The organism is Salipiger bermudensis (assembly GCF_019801965.1).
In the GTDB taxonomy this organism is placed as follows: Bacteria; Pseudomonadota; Alphaproteobacteria; order Rhodobacterales; family Rhodobacteraceae; genus Salipiger; species Salipiger bermudensis_A.
This window is the reverse complement of sequence record NZ_JAHVIA010000003.1, coordinates 485,617-502,355: the sequence shown is the minus strand read 5'-3', so window position 1 is coordinate 502,355 and position 16,739 is coordinate 485,617. Positions and strand designations below refer to the sequence as shown.

At 68.7% G+C, this 16,739-nt stretch carries 15 protein-coding genes; 5 read left to right on the top strand and 10 right to left on the bottom strand.

Annotated elements, in window-relative coordinates; all coding sequences use genetic code 11:
- Positions 1-271: 271 nt before the first annotated feature.
- The 9 genes from KUV62_RS09355 to KUV62_RS09315 form a co-directional block, all read right to left on the bottom strand.
- Positions 272-1,663: an FGGY family carbohydrate kinase gene (locus KUV62_RS09355; RefSeq protein WP_222603408.1), complete on the bottom strand. Its 1,392-nt coding sequence runs from the start codon at positions 1,661-1,663 to the stop codon at positions 272-274.
- A 3-nt stretch (positions 1,664-1,666) separates the two neighbouring features.
- Positions 1,667-2,884: an NAD(P)/FAD-dependent oxidoreductase gene (locus tag KUV62_RS09350; protein ID WP_222603407.1), complete on the bottom strand. Its 1,218-nt coding sequence runs from the start codon at positions 2,882-2,884 to the stop codon at positions 1,667-1,669.
- Complete coding sequence (locus KUV62_RS09345) at positions 2,881-4,275, bottom strand: NAD(P)/FAD-dependent oxidoreductase (RefSeq protein ID WP_261395494.1); 1,395 nt, start codon at positions 4,273-4,275, stop codon at positions 2,881-2,883. The genes KUV62_RS09350 and KUV62_RS09345 overlap by 4 nt, the downstream gene beginning before the upstream one ends.
- The gene (locus KUV62_RS09340) at positions 4,268-4,420 is read right to left on the bottom strand and encodes a hypothetical protein (RefSeq protein ID WP_222603406.1); all 153 of its coding nucleotides are present in this window, start codon (positions 4,418-4,420) and stop codon (positions 4,268-4,270) included. Before KUV62_RS09340 ends, KUV62_RS09345 begins: the two co-directional genes overlap by 8 nt.
- 141 nt (positions 4,421-4,561) lie before the next feature.
- Complete coding sequence (locus tag KUV62_RS09335; protein WP_222603405.1) at positions 4,562-5,335, bottom strand: DeoR/GlpR family DNA-binding transcription regulator; 774 nt, start codon at positions 5,333-5,335, stop codon at positions 4,562-4,564.
- Positions 5,336-5,516: 181 nt separating this feature from the next.
- On the bottom strand, positions 5,517-6,308 hold the full coding sequence (eutC, locus tag KUV62_RS09330) for an ethanolamine ammonia-lyase subunit EutC (protein ID WP_222603404.1): 792 nt from the start codon (positions 6,306-6,308) through the stop codon (positions 5,517-5,519).
- Positions 6,305-7,696: an ethanolamine ammonia-lyase subunit EutB gene (locus KUV62_RS09325; RefSeq protein ID WP_222603403.1), complete on the bottom strand. Its 1,392-nt coding sequence runs from the start codon at positions 7,694-7,696 to the stop codon at positions 6,305-6,307. Before KUV62_RS09325 ends, eutC begins: the two co-directional genes overlap by 4 nt.
- A 226-nt stretch (positions 7,697-7,922) precedes the next feature.
- The gene (locus KUV62_RS09320) at positions 7,923-9,365 is read right to left on the bottom strand and encodes a sensor histidine kinase (RefSeq protein ID WP_222603402.1); all 1,443 of its coding nucleotides are present in this window, start codon (positions 9,363-9,365) and stop codon (positions 7,923-7,925) included.
- Positions 9,362-10,099 carry a response regulator transcription factor gene (locus tag KUV62_RS09315; RefSeq protein WP_222603401.1) on the bottom strand — a complete coding sequence of 246 codons (738 nt, stop codon included), beginning with the start codon at positions 10,097-10,099 and terminating at the stop codon, positions 9,362-9,364. Before KUV62_RS09315 ends, KUV62_RS09320 begins: the two co-directional genes overlap by 4 nt.
- A gap of 211 nt (positions 10,100-10,310) precedes the next feature.
- Between KUV62_RS09315 and KUV62_RS09310 the strand changes: the two genes are divergently transcribed.
- From KUV62_RS09310 to KUV62_RS09290, 5 genes are all read left to right on the top strand, one after another.
- The gene (locus KUV62_RS09310; RefSeq protein WP_222603400.1) at positions 10,311-11,555 is read left to right on the top strand and encodes an ABC transporter substrate-binding protein; all 1,245 of its coding nucleotides are present in this window, start codon (positions 10,311-10,313) and stop codon (positions 11,553-11,555) included.
- A 79-nt stretch (positions 11,556-11,634) separates the two neighbouring features.
- Positions 11,635-12,507, top strand: a complete 873-nt coding sequence (locus KUV62_RS09305) for a carbohydrate ABC transporter permease (protein WP_222603399.1) — start codon at positions 11,635-11,637, stop codon at positions 12,505-12,507.
- Positions 12,500-13,411, top strand: a complete 912-nt coding sequence (locus KUV62_RS09300; protein ID WP_222603398.1) for a carbohydrate ABC transporter permease — start codon at positions 12,500-12,502, stop codon at positions 13,409-13,411. Before KUV62_RS09305 ends, KUV62_RS09300 begins: the two co-directional genes overlap by 8 nt.
- Before the next feature lie 5 nt (positions 13,412-13,416).
- Positions 13,417-14,514, top strand: coding sequence for an ABC transporter ATP-binding protein (locus KUV62_RS09295; RefSeq protein ID WP_222603397.1), 1,098 nt, complete (start codon positions 13,417-13,419; stop codon positions 14,512-14,514).
- A gap of 185 nt (positions 14,515-14,699) precedes the next feature.
- Positions 14,700-16,127: an amidase gene (locus KUV62_RS09290; RefSeq protein ID WP_222603396.1), complete on the top strand. Its 1,428-nt coding sequence runs from the start codon at positions 14,700-14,702 to the stop codon at positions 16,125-16,127.
- Here the strand turns inward: KUV62_RS09290 and KUV62_RS09285 are convergent, their stop codons facing one another.
- Positions 16,128-16,733 carry an ABC-type transport auxiliary lipoprotein family protein gene (locus tag KUV62_RS09285; RefSeq protein WP_222603395.1) on the bottom strand — a complete coding sequence of 202 codons (606 nt, stop codon included), beginning with the start codon at positions 16,731-16,733 and terminating at the stop codon, positions 16,128-16,130.
- Between the last annotated feature and the right edge of the window lie 6 nt (positions 16,734-16,739).

Here is a 16,739-nt window from a genome sequence, read left to right as displayed (position 1 = left end):
TGCGAAAAGGCACGGACCTGAAGGTTGCGCCCCGCCGGCCTCGGGGCCGCGACACACAGGGGGCGATCCCCAGTCTCGTCTCGCTCACGCCCGACGCATCTGGAAGCCGCGCGTGAGTGCCGTGCCTCCGGCCGTTCTTCAGACCGGGCATCCGACCCGTCGCTTCCGGTGCATCACCGCCCTACCCCCTGCCGCGCCAGACAAAAAAGCGCCGGGTGGAGGGACCACCCGGCGCTTTGCCCACGCGTTGCTGTCGGAACAGGGGGAGAGATCAGCCCCGCCAGCCGCGCGAGCGGGAGACCGCGTCGGAGAAGCGCGCCATGCGTGCCGCCCGGTCGCAGGGGCGCGGGCTGACCACCGCGCGCGGCGCGGGAGAGGGCAGCGTTCCGCCATGGCCAAGCGCTGCGAGCTGCGCCGCGCCGAGCGCCGTCAGTTCCTCGGTGCCGGGCAGCACGATCTCGGCCCCGCTGACGTCGGCGAGGAACTGGCAGAGATAGGCCGAGCGCGTCAGCCCGCCATCCATCGACAGCCGTGCCACCGGCCCCATGCGCGCGATGACCTCGGCGGCGCGCAGGGCCACGCCCTCAATCAGCGCCTGCGCCATGTCTTGCCGCGTGGTCGCCCCGGTCATGCCGATGAACAGCCCGGCAGCGGAGCCATCCCAGTGCGGCGCCGCGAGGCCGGCCAGCGCCGGCACGAATGCCAACCCCCGGTCGATGGCGGCGGGCGCATCGAAATGGCCAAGCGCCTCGGGGCTGTCGAGCAGACCGATGCGCAGCGCCCACTCGACCGCAGCCCCGGCGGCATGCACGCCGCCATCGACGGCAAAGGTCGTCTCACCGCCGATCTGCCAGGCCACGGTGGGCAGCAGTCCGCTGTCATCCTCCGCAGGGCGGGTCTCGCCGGTGACTGCGAGCGCGAAGGCGCCGGTCCCGAAGGTGATCTTGGCATCGCCGGGCGCGCGGCAGCCATGCCCGTAGAGCGCCGCCTGCTGGTCGACCACCGCCGCCGTCACCGGCACGCCGCCGATCCTACCGAAATCCGACACCGTGGGGCGGATCTCGGGGAGGCACTCGATCTGCACGCCGAAGAGCTCGCAGAGCTCCGGATCCCACCGGCCGGTCTCGAGCGACATCAGCGAAGTCCGCGAGGCGGTGGTGATATCGGTGAGTGCCTGGCCTGTCAGGTGCTGGAGAAAGAACGCATCCGTGGTGCCGAGCCGCAGCCGTCCGGCGCGGTGCGCCTGCTGAACCTTGCGATTGTTGTCTCCCAGCCAGCCGAGCTTGGAGGCGGAGAAATACGGGTCGAGCGGCAGCCCGGTGCGGGCGCGGACCTTGTCGGCCTGCTCCGCCATGCCGGCGAGCTTCGCCTCGGTGCGGCGATCCTGCCAGACGATGACCGGAGACAAGGGCTCACCGGTCACCGCGTCCCAGGCGAGACAGCTCTCGCCCTGGTTCGACAGCGCAATCGCATCGACCGGCCCGGCGGCCTCGATCACCGCACGCAGGTTCGCCAGCAGCTCCATCGGGTCGTGCTCGACCCGGTCGGCTTGCGGGAAATGCTGTTCGTGCCGGACCGCGTGCACGATCTCGGCCAGGCCTGTATCATCGGCGACCAGCCCCCGCGTGGAGGTTGTCCCCTGGTCGAGCGCCAGTATCCGCATCTCTCAGTCTATCCTCTCGAGCCGCAGGCTAAGATCGCCCGAGAGCGCGTGAGACTCCAGTGCCGGAACCGACAGCCGCACCGGCTGTTCGGGATAGCTGCGCACCGAGCGCGCCGCGAGCTCGCGGCCGCTGGCATCGCTCAGCACAAGGCGGCCGCGCACGGCGCCATCGGTGCGGATGTTGAGCGTGGCGGCAGATCCCGCGGCAAGCCGCTGCGGCACCACGTAGCGCAGCCCTTTGCCGGGAACCACGCGGGCGCCCGAGGCGGGCTCGGGGGTCTTGCGCAGATCCCTGAAGATCGTCTGCGCGACCCGGCGCCCCTCGGCCCAGCAATGGCCCGCGGTCTCGACCGGGTGCAGAACGTTTCCGGCCACGAAGACCTGCGGATCCGAGCTGCGCCCCTCGGCGTCGATCTCGGGCCCCAGCGTGCCCGCGTCGAGCACCATGTCGCTCTGCCGCGCCACCGTGGCTTCCGGCGTGAAGCGGCCCGAGAAGACGATGCCGTCGCAGTCGAGCCGGCGCTCCTCGCCCTTGTGGCGGAGGCGCAGCGCCTCGACGCGGCGTGCGCCCTCGATGGCCAGCAACTCGGCCCCGGTGAGCACCGGCACGCCCATCAGCCGCGCCAGCACCATGTCGATGCGACGGGTCTGCGGGCGGTCGCGGGTCTCGACCATCGCGACCGGCCTGATGCCGTGGCGGCGGCAGGTCAGCAGCGCAGAGAGCGCGACGATCTCGGAGCCGATGATCACCGGGCGCGAGAACGGGCGCTTGCCCTCGAGATAGACCATCGATTGCAGCGCACCGGTGTTCATCACGCCGACCGGGCGCACGCCCGGGGCCAGAAGCTGCGCGCGGGTGCGCTCGCGGTTGCCGGTGGCAATGAGCACCCGGCGCGCGGTGAGTGTTTGCGGGCCTTGCGTCGTCGCAAGCTCCAGAACGCCGCCGGGGCGGATCGCGGTCACGGTGGTGTCGGTGCGGATCTCGACGCCGGCATCCTCGGCGGCATGCACGAGCCGCCTTGCATAGGCCGGGCCGCTCAGCACACGGCGGAACTCGCGCATCCCGAAGGGCGGGTGGCCGCAATGGCGCGGAATGCCCCCGGCCTCGCCGAAGCGCTCGAGCACCACCACACGGCGCAGGCCGAGCTTGCTCAGCTCCAGCGCCGCGCCAAGCCCGGCGGGGCCACCGCCGACGATGGCCACATCGCAGGTCATGCTCATGCCGCGTCCTCCGGCAGGATCGGCGCGCTCAGCTTGCCCTCGGCAAGGCTGGCGATGCGTCCGAGACAGTTGAAGCCCTGGCAACGGCCCATGGCACAGCGGGTGCGGCGGCGCAGACCGCCGAAATCGCCCGGCGGCAACCGGCTGTCGAAGGCGGCGCGGATCTCGCGCGCGGTGACCATCTCGCAATGGCAGACGATGCCGTCATGGCCAGGGATCTGGTAGTCGCGCGGCAGGTGCTCGGCCAGGTTCGGCATCCACGGCGCCATGACATCGTTGGGCTTCGACCAGGCCAGCGAGTTGCTCTCGCTCCACAGCGCGAAGACGTGCCGCGCGATGCCCAGCGCCGCCGTAAGCCCGGTGGAGCGGATGCCTCCGGCGCAGTAATAGCCCAGCTCGGCATCGGCATGGACGCGGTATTCCTTGCGTTCGCTGGCGGGGCGCAGCCCGGCATAGACCGCCGTCACCGGCATCGCTTCGAGCGACGGCACCAGCTCGACCGCCTTGGCGATCAGCATCTCGAGCTCGGGGGTTGTCACGTCGGGGCGGTCGCGCGCCTCCTGCTCCTCGGCGGTGGGGCCGACCAGCAGGTTGCCAAAGGCGGTGCGGGTCAGCACCACGCCCTTGGTGCGATCGTTAGGCACCGGCAGCAGGATGGTGCGCAGATGCTCCGAGGCCGCCTTGTCGAAGACCACGAACTGGCCCTTGCGCGGGCGGATCTCGAACGACGGCGCCCCGGTGAGGATCTCTTCCACCTTGTCGCCGTAAAGCCCGGCGCAGTTGACCACCGTCTTGGCCATCAGCGGGCCGGCCCCGGTCTCGAGCTGCCAGGTGTCGCCGTCGCGGCGCGCCCCGGTGAGTGGCGCGTTGAAGCGGAAATCGGCCCCCAGCGCCTTGGCTTGCGTTGCATAGGCCAGCGGCGCCGACCACGGGTCGATGACATGCTCGCGCGGCACCAGGAGCGCCCCGCGCACGTGGGAGGCCAGCGCGGGCTCGCGGGCCAACACCTCGTCGCGGCTCAGGATGCGCGTGTCGGTAACGCCATTGCCCTGCGCCTGCGCCAGAAGGTCGGGCAGGCGCGCCTCCTCGTCCTCGGTCCAGGCCGCGACCATGGCGCCGGTCTCGAGCACCGGCAGGTTCATCGACTGGCGGATCTCCATGTACTCATCATAGGCCGCCTGCATGCAGGACAGCTCGAGCGAGTCCGGCGGCGCGTCGAAGCCGGTGTGCAGGATCGCGCTGTTGGCTTTGGAGGCGCCCGAGAGGATGTCGGGCGCGGCCTCGAGCACGCAGACCCGCGCCCCTTCGAGCGCGAAGCGGCGCGCCATCGCGCAACCGACCACCCCGGCGCCGATGATCGCCACATCCATTTCGGCAGAAAAATCAGCCAAACCTCGTCTCCGTCCTAGAATCGTCGCGCCGGGCGCTGGTCGCGCCGCGCGGCTTTTCCTGAACGTGCATAATTTTGACCGAATCCACAATATTGACCGGAGGGAAATCGTCAAATTCCCCCAATTCGGTCAGAATTTGCGGCATTTTTCGGCATCCGACGCCCGACGCGCGGGCTCAACGGCCCTCATCGGACGCGGCGGGCTGGCCAGCGCCAAACGAAAACACCGGGCGCTTGCGCTGCCCGGTGTCATTTTCTGCCCTGTCTGCAAGGCCGAGCCTAGAGGCTCAGGCGATGACCACCTCGACCCCGGCCTCGGCAAGCGCTTCGGCCATCTCGGGCTCGGGCGCACGGTCGGTCACCAGCCGGTCGACCTCGGAGAGCGCCGCGACCTCGAACACCGCCGCCCGGTCGAGCTTGGTGTGATCGGCCAGCACCGTGAGCTTCGCGCCGCGGGCGACCATCGCGCGGGCCATCTCGGTCTCGCGCAGGTCGTAATCCATGATCTCGCCCCGGGTCATTCCGCCGATGGTCAGCACCACGTGCTCGGCCTTGAAGCGGCCGAGCTGCTCGATGGCCAGCGCGCCCAGCGTCTCGCGCCCCTCGGCGGCGATCTCCCCGCCCAGCAGGTAGAGCCTGTGGTGGCCCTCGGGACGCGCCAGCAGGCCGGCGATCTCGGGCGAGTTGGTGATGACGGTCAGCCCGCGCCGCCGCGCCAGCGCACGGGCAAAGGCGATGGTGGTCGAGCCGGTATCGACGAAGATCACCGCGCCCTCGTCGAAAAGCTCGGCGGCGCAGCGCCCGATGGCGGTCTTCTCGGCGGTCATCGTCACCATGCGGGCCTCGAACGGCCCCTCGGTGAGGCCGCTGTCGGTGAAGCTAGCGGTCTTGCGGGCGCCGCCGTGGAACTTGCGGATGCGACCAGCCGTGTCGAGCTCGTTGAGATCGCGGCGGATTGTTTCACGTGACGTCTCGAACTGCTCGGAGAGCGCATCCACATGCACCTCTCCCCATTCCTCGACAAGCTGCACGATTGCCTCGCGGCGGGCGGCCGGTTTCATGCGGCGTCCTTTCTGCTCCTGAATGCCGGGGCCGCCGATACTGGCGATCCGGTCACGGCGTCTTGCCTGTTCCCACTCTCTGGCGAAACTCCGCGCCCGCCGCAACGGGCAGCGACGGCGAAATCGCGGCGACGCTGCGCCATGCGCGGCGCGGTGGCGCACATGGGAACCGGCGCCCTGCTCATCCCTCGACCTGCGCCTTGGCGTCGACCGTCACGGTGCGATCCTTCAGCCCGACGCCCGAGAGCTGCAGCTTGAAGGCCTCTCGGGCCAGCCATGCGGCGCGATAGGCGGCGTCCTCGTAGCTCTGCCCGCCGGGGCGGATGTTGGAGATGCAGTTGCGATCGGCATCGGTGCGCCCGACCTTGGGCGCCCATGTCAGGTAGAGGCCGAGGCTGTCTGCGGCCGAGAGGCCCGGACGCTCGCCGATCAGCATGACCACCAGCTTCGCGCCGAGGATGGCGGCGATCTCGTCGCCGATGGCCACCCGGCCCTGCGTTGCCACCACCAGCGGCGCGACGCTGAGACCGGCCTCTTCCAGCAGCGGCTGAAACGCCTTCAGGAAGCCCGGCGCCGATTGCTGCGTCGCCAGCGACGACAACCCGTCGGCCAGCACCAGCGCCACGTCGGGCGCGCTCGCGGGGCGCGCAGCCTCGACCTTGGCGACCGACTCCGTGTCGAGCCGGCGCCCCCAGTCGGGCCGTTGCAGATAGGCCGCGCGGTCGGGCGCGCGGCTGGCCACCCGCAGCAGCGGCTGTCCGAGATCGGCCTCGAGCGCGTCGAGATCGAGCGGCGAATGCACCGCCGTCCGGGCCTGCGCGTGCGCCATCTGGAACTCGAGATTGCGCGCGGTGGAGAGCGATACGCCGGTGCGCCCGAGCGCGATCCGCGCCGAGGTATGACGGCGCAGCCCGGCCCAGGGATCCTCGGCGCGCTGCGCGTCGGGCTCGTAGAGATCGGGGAGCTTGGTCATTCTGCCTCCAGAAGCGTCATGCGTTGCGACAGCGCGGCGGGCGGGCGGCTGGCCGGGGTGAAGGCGCCGTCCGAGGGCATCAGCCCCATCTTGTCGAGCCATTCCTCGAATTCCGGTGCCGGACGCAGCCCGAGCAGGCGGCGGGCATAGAGCGCATCGTGGAACGAGGTGGTCTGGTAGCTCAGCATGACGTCGTCCGAGCCGGGGATGCCCATGATGTAGTTGATGCCGGCCGCCCCGAGCAGCGTGAGCAGAATATCCATGTCGTTCTGGTCCGACTCCGCGTGGTTGGTGTAACAGATGTCACAGCCCATCGGCACGCCGAGCAGTTTGCCGCAGAAATGGTCCTCGAGCCCGGCGCGGATGATCTGCCGCCCGTCATAGAGATACTCCGGTCCGATGAATCCGACCACCGTGTTGACCAGAAGCGGCTGATATTTGCGCGCCACCGCATAGGCGCGGGCCTCGAGCGTCTGCTGATCGACGCCGTGATGGGCATCGGCGGAGAGGCAGGAGCCCTGCCCGGTCTCGAAATACATGCAGTTCTGCCCGACCGTGCCGCGCTTGAGCGATTGCGTCGCATCATGGCCCTCGGTCAGAATGTCGAGCGTGATGCCGAAGGAGGTGTTGGCGGCCTCGGTGCCGGCGATCGACTGGAAGGTCAGGTCGACCGGGGCGCCCTCTTCGATGGCGGCCATGGTGTTGGTGACGTGGCTCAGCACGCAGGATTGCGTCGGCACGTTGTATTCCTGGATCACCTCGTCGAGCAGGTGCAGCAGCTCGACCGTGGCGTGCAGGTTGTCGGTGGCCGGGTTGATGCCGATCACCGCGTCGCCCGAGCCATACATCAGACCGTCGAAGGTCGAGGCGGCGATGCCGCGGAGGTCATCTGTCGGGTGGTTCGGCTGCAGCCGCGTCGCGAGGCGCTTCTCGAGCCCGAGCGTGTTGCGGAACTTGGTCACCACGCGGCATTTCGAGGCGATCAGGATCAGATCCTGCACCCGGCAGAGCTTGGAGACGGCGGCGGCCATCTCGGGCGTCAGCCCCGGTGCCAGCGCTGCCAGCGCGGCGCTGTCGGCGGCATCCGAGAGCAGCCAGTCGCGGAAATCGCCCACGGTCATGTGGCTGATCGGCGCGAAGGCGGCCTTGTCATGGGTGTCGATGATCAGCCGCGTGACCTCGTCGGCCTCGTAGGGGATCAGTGCCTCGGTGAGAAAGGTCTTGAGCGGCACCTCCGCCAGCGCGGCCTGCGCGGCGACGCGCTCGACATCGGTGGCGGCGGCGATGCCGGCGAGCTGATCGCCCGAGCGCAGCGGCGTGGCCCGCGCCATCAGGGTCCTGAGATCCGGGAACCGGAAAAGCTCGGCCCCGACTTGATGGCTGTACATGTCAGCCCTCCGTTCAAAAAAGACGATGCGCGCCAAGGCGATGTGCGAAGGCGCGGTTTTCGATATGCCCGTTCGGGCAGATTAGCATGAATCAAGTGCCCGAACGGTCTTATGTCGAGTGTTAGGCGAGGTTTCGCGCCCGGTCTACTGCGCGGGGCGCGTGATAGCGGCATCGAGAGCCAAAGCGACCGATATTTGAGCAGTTCGCAGGGTCGCGATGGGTCAATCAGGCGCGGCGGATGGTAAACATCGCCCTGAGACCGTGCGGCGCGGTCTCGAAACGCAGCTCGCCGCCATGCATCATGGCGATGGTCGAGACGATGCTGAGCCCGAGCCCGGTGCCATCGGTGAAGCGGGCGTTCTCGCCGCGGCGGAACGGCGCCATCAGGGCCTCGATCTCCTCCAGCGGGCGGCGGCCGCCCTCGTCCTCGACCGAGATCGTTGCCATGTCGACGCCCGCTTCGAGCCGCACCACCGCGCGGCGGCCGTATTTCAGCGCGTTGTCGATCAGGTTCGACAGCGCCCGCTGGATCGAGACCGGGCGCGCGGTGACGATGATCCGGTGCTCGCCCGCGATCACCTGCGACGCGCGCCGCGACGAGAACAGCGAGCGCCCGCCCCGCACCATCACGGGCGCGCCCTCGGCCAGCGTCACCGGGTGGCCCATGTCCTGGTAGTCGTCGACCAGCGCCTCGACAAGCGCGCCGAGCGACAGCTCACGCGGCTCCTCGACATTGAGCTCGGCGCGGGTCAGGGTCAGCACGCTCTCGATGATGCCGGTCATGCGATCGATATCGGTCTCGAGCCGGGCGCGCAGCTCGACATCCTCGATCAGCGCGCTGCGCAGGCGCAGCCGGGTGGCGGGCGTCCCGAGATCGTGGCTCACGCCGGAGAGCACCACCGCGCGCTCCTCTAGGCGCTGGCGTTCGGTCTCGAGATAGGTGTTCACCGCGTCGACGATGGCGCGCAGCTCCGCCGGGCCCTCGGCCTCGTAGCTCTCGGGTCCGCCAAGCTGGCGGCGGGTGCCGAGCGCCCGGGCAAAGCCAGCAAAGCGCGCCGCGGTGTCGCTGACCAGCGTGAAGATCACCGCCGCCGCGAACAGGCCCAGCGCGATGGCCGGCAGGCGCAGGTCGGTGGGCGCCGCCGAGCAGCCCCAGAGCGCGCCGCCCTGGACCCGCAGCCACTGCCCGTTGCCGGGCTTGGCGAGGATCAGCGGCTGGCTGCAATAGCGCGCCATCAGCCGGGTCAGCTGGCCCAGCGTCTCCTCCGGGCGCTGGCGCGAATGAGTCACGAGATCGGCGACCCGGTATTGCAGATCGTCCGAGACCACCACAAGGCTCAGCCCGGCGCCGCCGGTGGCGTCGGGCAGGATCGGCGCGATGGTGAGATAGGCCGGGCGCGGCAGCCCGCTGATGCGCGAGAACTCCCCCGCCTCCGCCAGCGCCTGATCCTGCGGCGATAGCCGCGTGATCGTGACACCCTCGGGGGCGACAGCCCCGCGCGAGAGCGTGTTGTAGAGCAGCATGCCGTTGCGCTCGGCGCGGCTGAGATATTCCGTCCAACGCGCCTGCGTCACGCCCCACATGGTCGCCACGATCAACCCCGCCGCCATCGCCGCGAACATCAGGAGCGCGCCGCTGTCGCGCAGGCTGAGGCCCCAGCGGCTCACGTGTCTTCCGAGGTCACGTCGGCGGTAAAGACATAGCCCACGCCGCGCTCGGTGCGCAGCATCTGTGGGTCCTTCGGCGCCGCCTCGATCTTCGAGCGCAGCCGCCCGACCAGCACGTCGATGGCGCGGCCGTGGGCCTCGTCATGCGGATCGCCCTCGCCGGTCACGTCGAGCGCGGCGGCGATCTCCTCGCGGGTCAGCGGGATGTGCGGGTTGGCGAGGAAGGCCTGCAGGAGCGCCGTCTCGCGGCGCGACAGCGCCACCTGATAGCCGTCGGGCGCGAGCACCTCGTTGCGCTTGGCATCGTAGCTCCAGCCGTTGAAGCGGAAGGTCTTGGTGCGCCGCCTGTAGGCAAGCGAGGCCGACCGCCCGGCCCGCGCCAGCACCGCGCGCACCCGCGCCAGCAGCAGGTCGGGGTTGAACGGCTTGGCGATGTAATCGTCGGCGCCGACCTCGTATCCCGCCATGCGCTGGTGATCCGCCGACAGCGCCGAGACCATGATGATCGGCACGTCCTGATCGCGGCGCAGCCGGGCGCAGATCTCGAGCCCGCTCTCGTCGCCCAGCATCACGTCGAGCAGGATGAGGTCGATCCGTCCCGCCGACATCGCCGCCTCGATCCCCGAAAGGGAGGCCGCGCCCAGCGCCATGAAACCGTTCTTGCGGAGAAACTCGGTCATCATGTCGCGCATCTCGTCATCGTCATCGACAACCAGCAGTCTCGAGATGCTCACATGACCCTCCTTCGCGTTCGCCCAGAAGCTGCGGCGTTCTATCACGCGCAAGGAAAATCCGCGAGCCTGTAACAGGTTGTAACAAGAACGCCCAAAATCTCACCCTTTGGGCGCAAACAGCCCGCGCAATACTCTTGCGCGAGTCAGGTGGCGGGGCGCAAAATTACGCCGGAGCTGCCGGTCCGGCAGTCTAGTTTGGGAGGACTACACCATGAAATATACCACTCTGGCCGCGATTTCGTCGCTGGCCCTCTCCGTCGCGACCGCCGGTCATGCCGAGCCTCAGGCCGAGGTACTGCACTGGTGGACCTCGGGCGGCGAAGCCAAGGCGGTTGGCGTCCTGCAGGAAGAGTTTGCCGAGAACGGCGGCACCTGGACCGACATGCCGGTCGCAGGCGGCGGCGGCGATGCAGCGATGACCGCGCTGCGCGCCCGCGTGCTCTCGGGCAACGCGCCCACCGCCGTGCAGCTCAAGGGTCCGGCGATCCAGGAATGGTACGAGGAAGGCGTTCTGGCCGACATCTCGTCGGTGGCCGAGGCCGAAGGCTGGGCCGACGTGCTGCCCGCCTCCATCGCCGCGCACATGAAGTGCGAGGACACCTGGTGCGCCTCGCCGGTCAACGTGCACCGCGTCGACTGGATCTGGGCCAATGCCGAGGTGCTCGAGGCCAACGGCATCGAGATGCCGACCACCTGGGACGAGTTCAACGCCGCGGCTGAAAAGCTTCAAGAAGCCGGTGTGATCCCGCTCGCCCATGGCGGGCAGGCCTGGCAGGACGCCACCGTGTTCGAGACCGTGGTGCTTGGCCTCGGCGGGCCGGAGTTCTTCCAGAAGGCGCTGGTCGATCTCGACCCGGAAGCGCTGACCTCCGACACCATGAAGGCCTCGTTCGACCAGATGCGTACCCTGCGCGGCTATGTCGACGACAACTTCTCGGGCCGCGACTGGAACCTCGCCACCGCGATGGTGATGAACGGCGAAGCTGCGTTCCAGATCATGGGCGACTGGGCCAAGGGCGAATTCCTCGCCGCCGGCAAGGTGCCGGGCGAAGACTTCCTCTGCGCCTCCACCCCCGGTGACGGCTATCTCTACAACGTCGACAGCTTCGCGATGTTCAACGTCGACGGCGACGACAAGAAGGCCGGCCAGGACCTGCTGGCCAAGCTGATCGTTGGCCCGAACTTCCAGAAGGTGTTCAACATGAACAAGGGCTCGATCCCGGTACGCACCGACGTGTCGCTCGACGAGTTCGACATGTGCGCCCAGAAGTCCTCCGAGGACATGACCGCCGCCTCCGACAGCGGCGCGCTTCTCCCCTCCTATGCCCACGGCATGGCGCTGCGCGGAGCTCAGGCCGGTGCGATTACCGACGTCGTGACGGCGCATTTCAACTCGGACATGTCCTCTGACGAGGCGGTCCAGATGCTCGCCGACGCGGTCGCCAACTCGATGTAATCCGGGGGCTTGCGCCCCTCACCAGACCAAGACCCGTCCCGCCCCGTTTTTCGGGGCGGGACATTCAGGGGAGGACAACATGGCCAAGTGGTTCGAAACCCATTTGCCAAAGATCGTGCTGGCGCCCAGCTTCATCGCGATCCTGATCTTCGTATACGGCTTCATCGCATGGACCGCCTGGGTCTCGCTGACCCGCTCGCGCCTGCTGCCGAAATACCAGATCGAAGGCTTCATCCAGTACGAGCGCCTGTTCGACTCGCCGCGTTGGGACACGGCGATGAACAACCTCTACATCTTCGGCGGCCTGTTCATCGGCGTGTCGATGATCCTCGGCCTGATCCTCGCGATCCTGCTCGACCAGCAGATCCGCGTCGAAGGGGCGATCCGCACCATCTATCTCTACCCGATGGCGCTCTCGATGATCGTCACCGGTACGGCGTGGAAATGGATCCTCAACCCGGGCCTCGGGCTCGAGGCGATGGTCAAGGGCTGGGGCTACGAGAACTTCACCTTCGACTGGCTGGTGAACCCGGACATGGCGATCTATACCGTCGTGCTGGCGGCGATCTGGCAGAGCTCTGGCTTCGTCATGGCGCTGTTCCTCGCGGGCCTGCGCTCGGTCGATACCGAGATCATCCGCGCGGCGCAGATCGACGGCATCCCGACATGGCGCGTCTATGTCTCGATCATCATTCCCTCGATGGCCCCGATCTTCCTGTCGGCCTTCATCGTGCTCGCCCACCTCGCCATCAAGGCCTTCGACCTCGTCATCGCCCTGACCGGCGGCGGACCGGGCTACGCCACCGACCTTCCCGCCACCTACATGTATGCGATGGCCTTCTCGCGCGGCGACATCGGCCAGGCCGCGGCCTCGGCGATGATCATGATGCTCGTCGTCTTCGCCATCGTGGTTCCCTATCTCTATTCCGAACTGAGGGCGCGCAATGACTGATGTCTCCGCAACCCCCGCCACCGTCGCCTCGGAGCGTCCGCGCGGCCGCTCCTTCGGCAAGATCGCCCTGCGCTGGCTGCTCTACATCGTGCTTGGCCTGTTCGCGCTCTACTACCTCATGCCGCTCTTCGTGATGGTCACCACCTCGCTCAAGAGCCTCGAGGAGATCCGCACCGGCGACCTGCTGTCGCTGCCGCGCGAGCTCACCTTCGACGCCTGGCGCACCGCCTGGTCCGAGGCCTGCACCGGCATCCAGTGCGAAGGCGTGAAGCCGTATTTCTGGAACTCGGTGATGCTCGCCGTCCCGGCGGTGCTGATCTCGACGCTCTTGGGCGCGATGAACGGCTACGTGATCGCGCAGTGGCGCTTCCGCGGCGCCAACATCATCTTCGCGCTGATGCTCTTCGGCTGCTTCATCCCGTTCCAGGTGGTGCTGCTGCCGATGGCACGGATGCTCGGCATCATGGGCATCGCCGGCACCATCCCGGGGCTGATCTTCGTGCACGTGATCTACGGGCTCGGCTTCACCACGCTGTTCTTCCGCAACTACTACGTCACCATTCCGGTCGAGCTGGTGAAGGCCGCCAAGGTCGACGGCGCGGGCTTCGTGCGGATCTTCTTCGCGATCTTCCTGCCGCTCAGCATCCCGATCATCGTGGTCAGCGTGATCTGGCAGTTCACTCAGATCTGGAATGACTTCCTGTTCGGGGTGTCGTTCAGCCAGGCCGGCACCCAGCCTGTCACCGTTGCGCTCAACAACATCGTCAACTCGACCACCGGCGTGAAGGAATACAACGTCGACATGGCCGCCGCGATCATCGCCGCCCTGCCGACCCTCCTCGTCTACATCGTCGCCGGCAAATACTTCATCCGCGGTCTGACCGCCGGCTCCGTCAAAGGATGACCCAAATGGCCCCGATCCTCGAAATCACCAACCTCTACAAGAACTACGGCGCGACCGAGGTGCTGAAGGACATCAACGTCTCGATCGACAAGGGCGAGTTCCTCGTGCTCGTCGGCCCCTCGGGCTGCGGCAAGTCGACCCTGCTCAACTGCATCGCCGGGCTCGAGCCGATCTCGGGCGGCACACTCAAGATCGACGGTCACGACATGACCCATGTCTCGCCCAAGGACCGCGACATCGCGATGGTGTTCCAGTCCTACGCTCTCTACCCGACGATGAGCGTCGCCAAGAACATCACCTTCGGCATGAAGGTGCGCGGCGTCGATCCCGAGACCCAGAAGAGCAAGCTCGCAGAGGTGGCCCGCCAGCTCCAGATCGAGCCCTTCCTCAACCGCCGCCCCGGCCAGCTCTCGGGCGGCCAGCGGCAGCGGGTTGCGATGGGCCGCGCGCTGGTGCGCGATCCCAAGCTCTTCCTCTTCGACGAGCCACTGTCGAACCTCGACGCCAAGCTCCGCGTCGAGATGCGCACCGAGATCAAGACCCTGCACCACAAGCTCGGCGCCTCGATGGTCTACGTCACCCACGACCAGATCGAGGCGATGACGCTGGCCACCAAGATCGTCGTGATGAAGGGCGGCATCATCCAGCAGATCGGCTCGCCGTCGGAGATCTACAACCGCCCGGCCAACCTCTTCGTGGCGGATTTCATGGGCTCGCCGGCGATGAACCTGATCCCGGCGAAGACAAGCCGCGGCAGCGGCGGCACGATGATCGAGATCCAGCGCCCGGATCTCGAGCCGATCCGGCTCACCGACCCGCGCGCGCAAGGTTTGCCCGAGGACATCATCCTCGGCCTGCGCCCCGAGGATATCTCGGAGCCCGGCTTCCGGGTCGGCGAGCTGGTGCAGGAAGCCCCTTGCAAGGTCGAGATCGTCGAGCCCGCGGGCGCCGACACCTATGTGCAGACCCGCCTTGGCGGCAAACCCCTGACCGCGCGCCTGCATTCCGAGACCGAGGCGGCGCCGGGCACGGTGCACAACCTCGCCTTCGACCTCGCCAAGGTCTCCTACTTCGCACCCGAGACCGGCGAGCGCATCAACTGAGCTCTCAGGGGTGGCGCGCCACGCGCCGCCCCTGCCCCGTGCCGGGCAAGGGCCCGCCGCCGCTGGCAATTTCCGCGCCCGAGCTTGACCATCGCCGCCCGCCGGTCAACCATCCCCGCGACCGACCGCGGGACCGTGCAGGCCTTTCCGGATCGACGCCCCCGCCATCCGAAGAGGCCCAGCCCATGACCCCCAAGCTTCTTGCCGCGCTCACCGATGCCGGCGCCACAGACCTCGCGGCGGCGCTGCGCGCGAAACACGTCTCGGCGCGCGAGCTGATGCAAGCCGTGCTCGACCGCATCGACGCCACCAACCCTCAGGTCAACGCCATCGTCACCCTGCGCCCGCGCGAAGAGCTGCTGGCCGAGGCCGCGGAGCTGGATGCCGAGCCGCATCCCGGCCCGCTCGCGGGGCTGCCCATCGCGGTGAAGGATCTCGTGGCGACCAAGGACATGCGGACCACCTACGGCTCGCCGGTCTTCAAGGATTTCGTCCCCGCTGCCGACGATCTCGTGGCCGCGCGCCTGCGCAAGGCCGGCGCGATCCTGATCGGCAAGACCAACACGCCGGAATGGGGCCACGGCTCGCACAGCTTCAACGAGGTCTTCGGCGCCACGCGCAATCCCTATGACGCCACGCGCAGCGCCGGCGGCTCCTCGGGCGGTGCGGCGGCGGCGCTGGCGGCGCGGATGCTGCCGCTGGCAGACGGCTCCGACATGATGGGCTCGCTGCGCAACCCCGCCGCCTTCTGCAACGTCTACGGCTTCCGCCCGAGCTGGGGGCTGGTGCCGCCGGATGCGGGTGGCGACACGTTCCTCGCGACGCTGGCCACCGAGGGCCCTATGGCGCGCAGCCCGCGCGACGTGGCGCTGCTGCTCTGGGCGCTCGCCGGGCCCAACCCCGAGGTGCCCTTCGGGCGCGCGGCGGAGGACTATACTGCCCGCTTCGGCGAGGGATTGAAGGGCAAGCGCATCGGCTGGCTGGCCGACTGGGGCGGCGCCTACGCCACCGAGCCGGGGATCCTCGAGACGGTGGAATCGGCGTTGAAGGTCTTCGAGGAACTCGGCGCCATCGTCGAGCCGGTCTCCGCCCCCTACCCGGCCGAGAAGCTCTGGTCGTCGTGGATCACCCTGCGCGCCGCGCTCAACGCCGGCGCCAAGCGAGACCTCGCTGCAGACCCGGGCAAGCGCGCGCTCACCAAGCCCGAGTCGCTGTGGGAGATCGAGCAGGGGCAGGGGCTGAGCGCCGAAGCGGTCTACGAGGCCAGCAAGACCCGCTCGCTCTGGTATCGTCGCGCAGCGCGGCTGTTCGAAAAATACGACGCGCTCGCCCTGCCCAGCGCCCAGGTCTGGCCCTTCCCGGTCGAGTGGCGCTGGCCCGAGGCGATTGCCGGCCGCAAGATGGACACCTATCACCGCTGGATGGAGATCGTGGTGCCGGTGAGCCTCGCCGGGCTGCCCTGCCTCGGAATGCCCGCCGGCTTCTCGCAAGACGGCCTGCCGATGGGGATGCAGCTCTTCGGCCCTACCGGCAGCGACGCCGCGCTGCTGGCAATGGGCGATGCCTACCACCAGGCGACGGACTGGCCGAACCGGCGGCCGCCGCAGCTCTGATCAGCGCGCCTGCGCCACGATCCACCCCACCGCCTCGGGCAGCAGCCGCGAGACGGCGCTGTCGAAGGCGGCGACGACGATGTCGGGATCGGCCGAGGCCGCCAGCTCGGTGGCCTCGAAACTCCGCGTCGCGACAACGCGCGCATCGCGCTCGCGCACCACGCGCAGCACGAAGCGCACCCGCACCAGCCCGGCCTCTTCGCCCTCGGTGGCCTCGGCCTGGAAATCGGTCAGCTCCCCCAGAACGGCGTAATCGGCGCGCGGCCCCACGGGGCGGCGGCTGACCGAGCCCAGCGCGCCGGTCTCCCCGAGGCTGCGCACCAGCAGGGTCTGCAACATCGCCGGCGCCGGATCGGCCCAGCGCACCCCCGGCAGGTATTGCGCCTGCAGCGCCGAGGGCCGGATCATGATGCGCTCGGTCGAGAGCGAGCCGCTGGCCAGCGGCTCCTCGACGATCACCTCGACACCGCGCCGAGCGCCGCCCTGCGCCACCGGGGGCGTGCGCAGCTCGTAGACCTCGAGCGGCGTCGAGGCCTCCTCGAGCGCGGAAAGCGCGCCACAGCCCGCGAGGGCGGCGGCGAACAGGATCGGGTACAGGCGCAGCATGGGGGT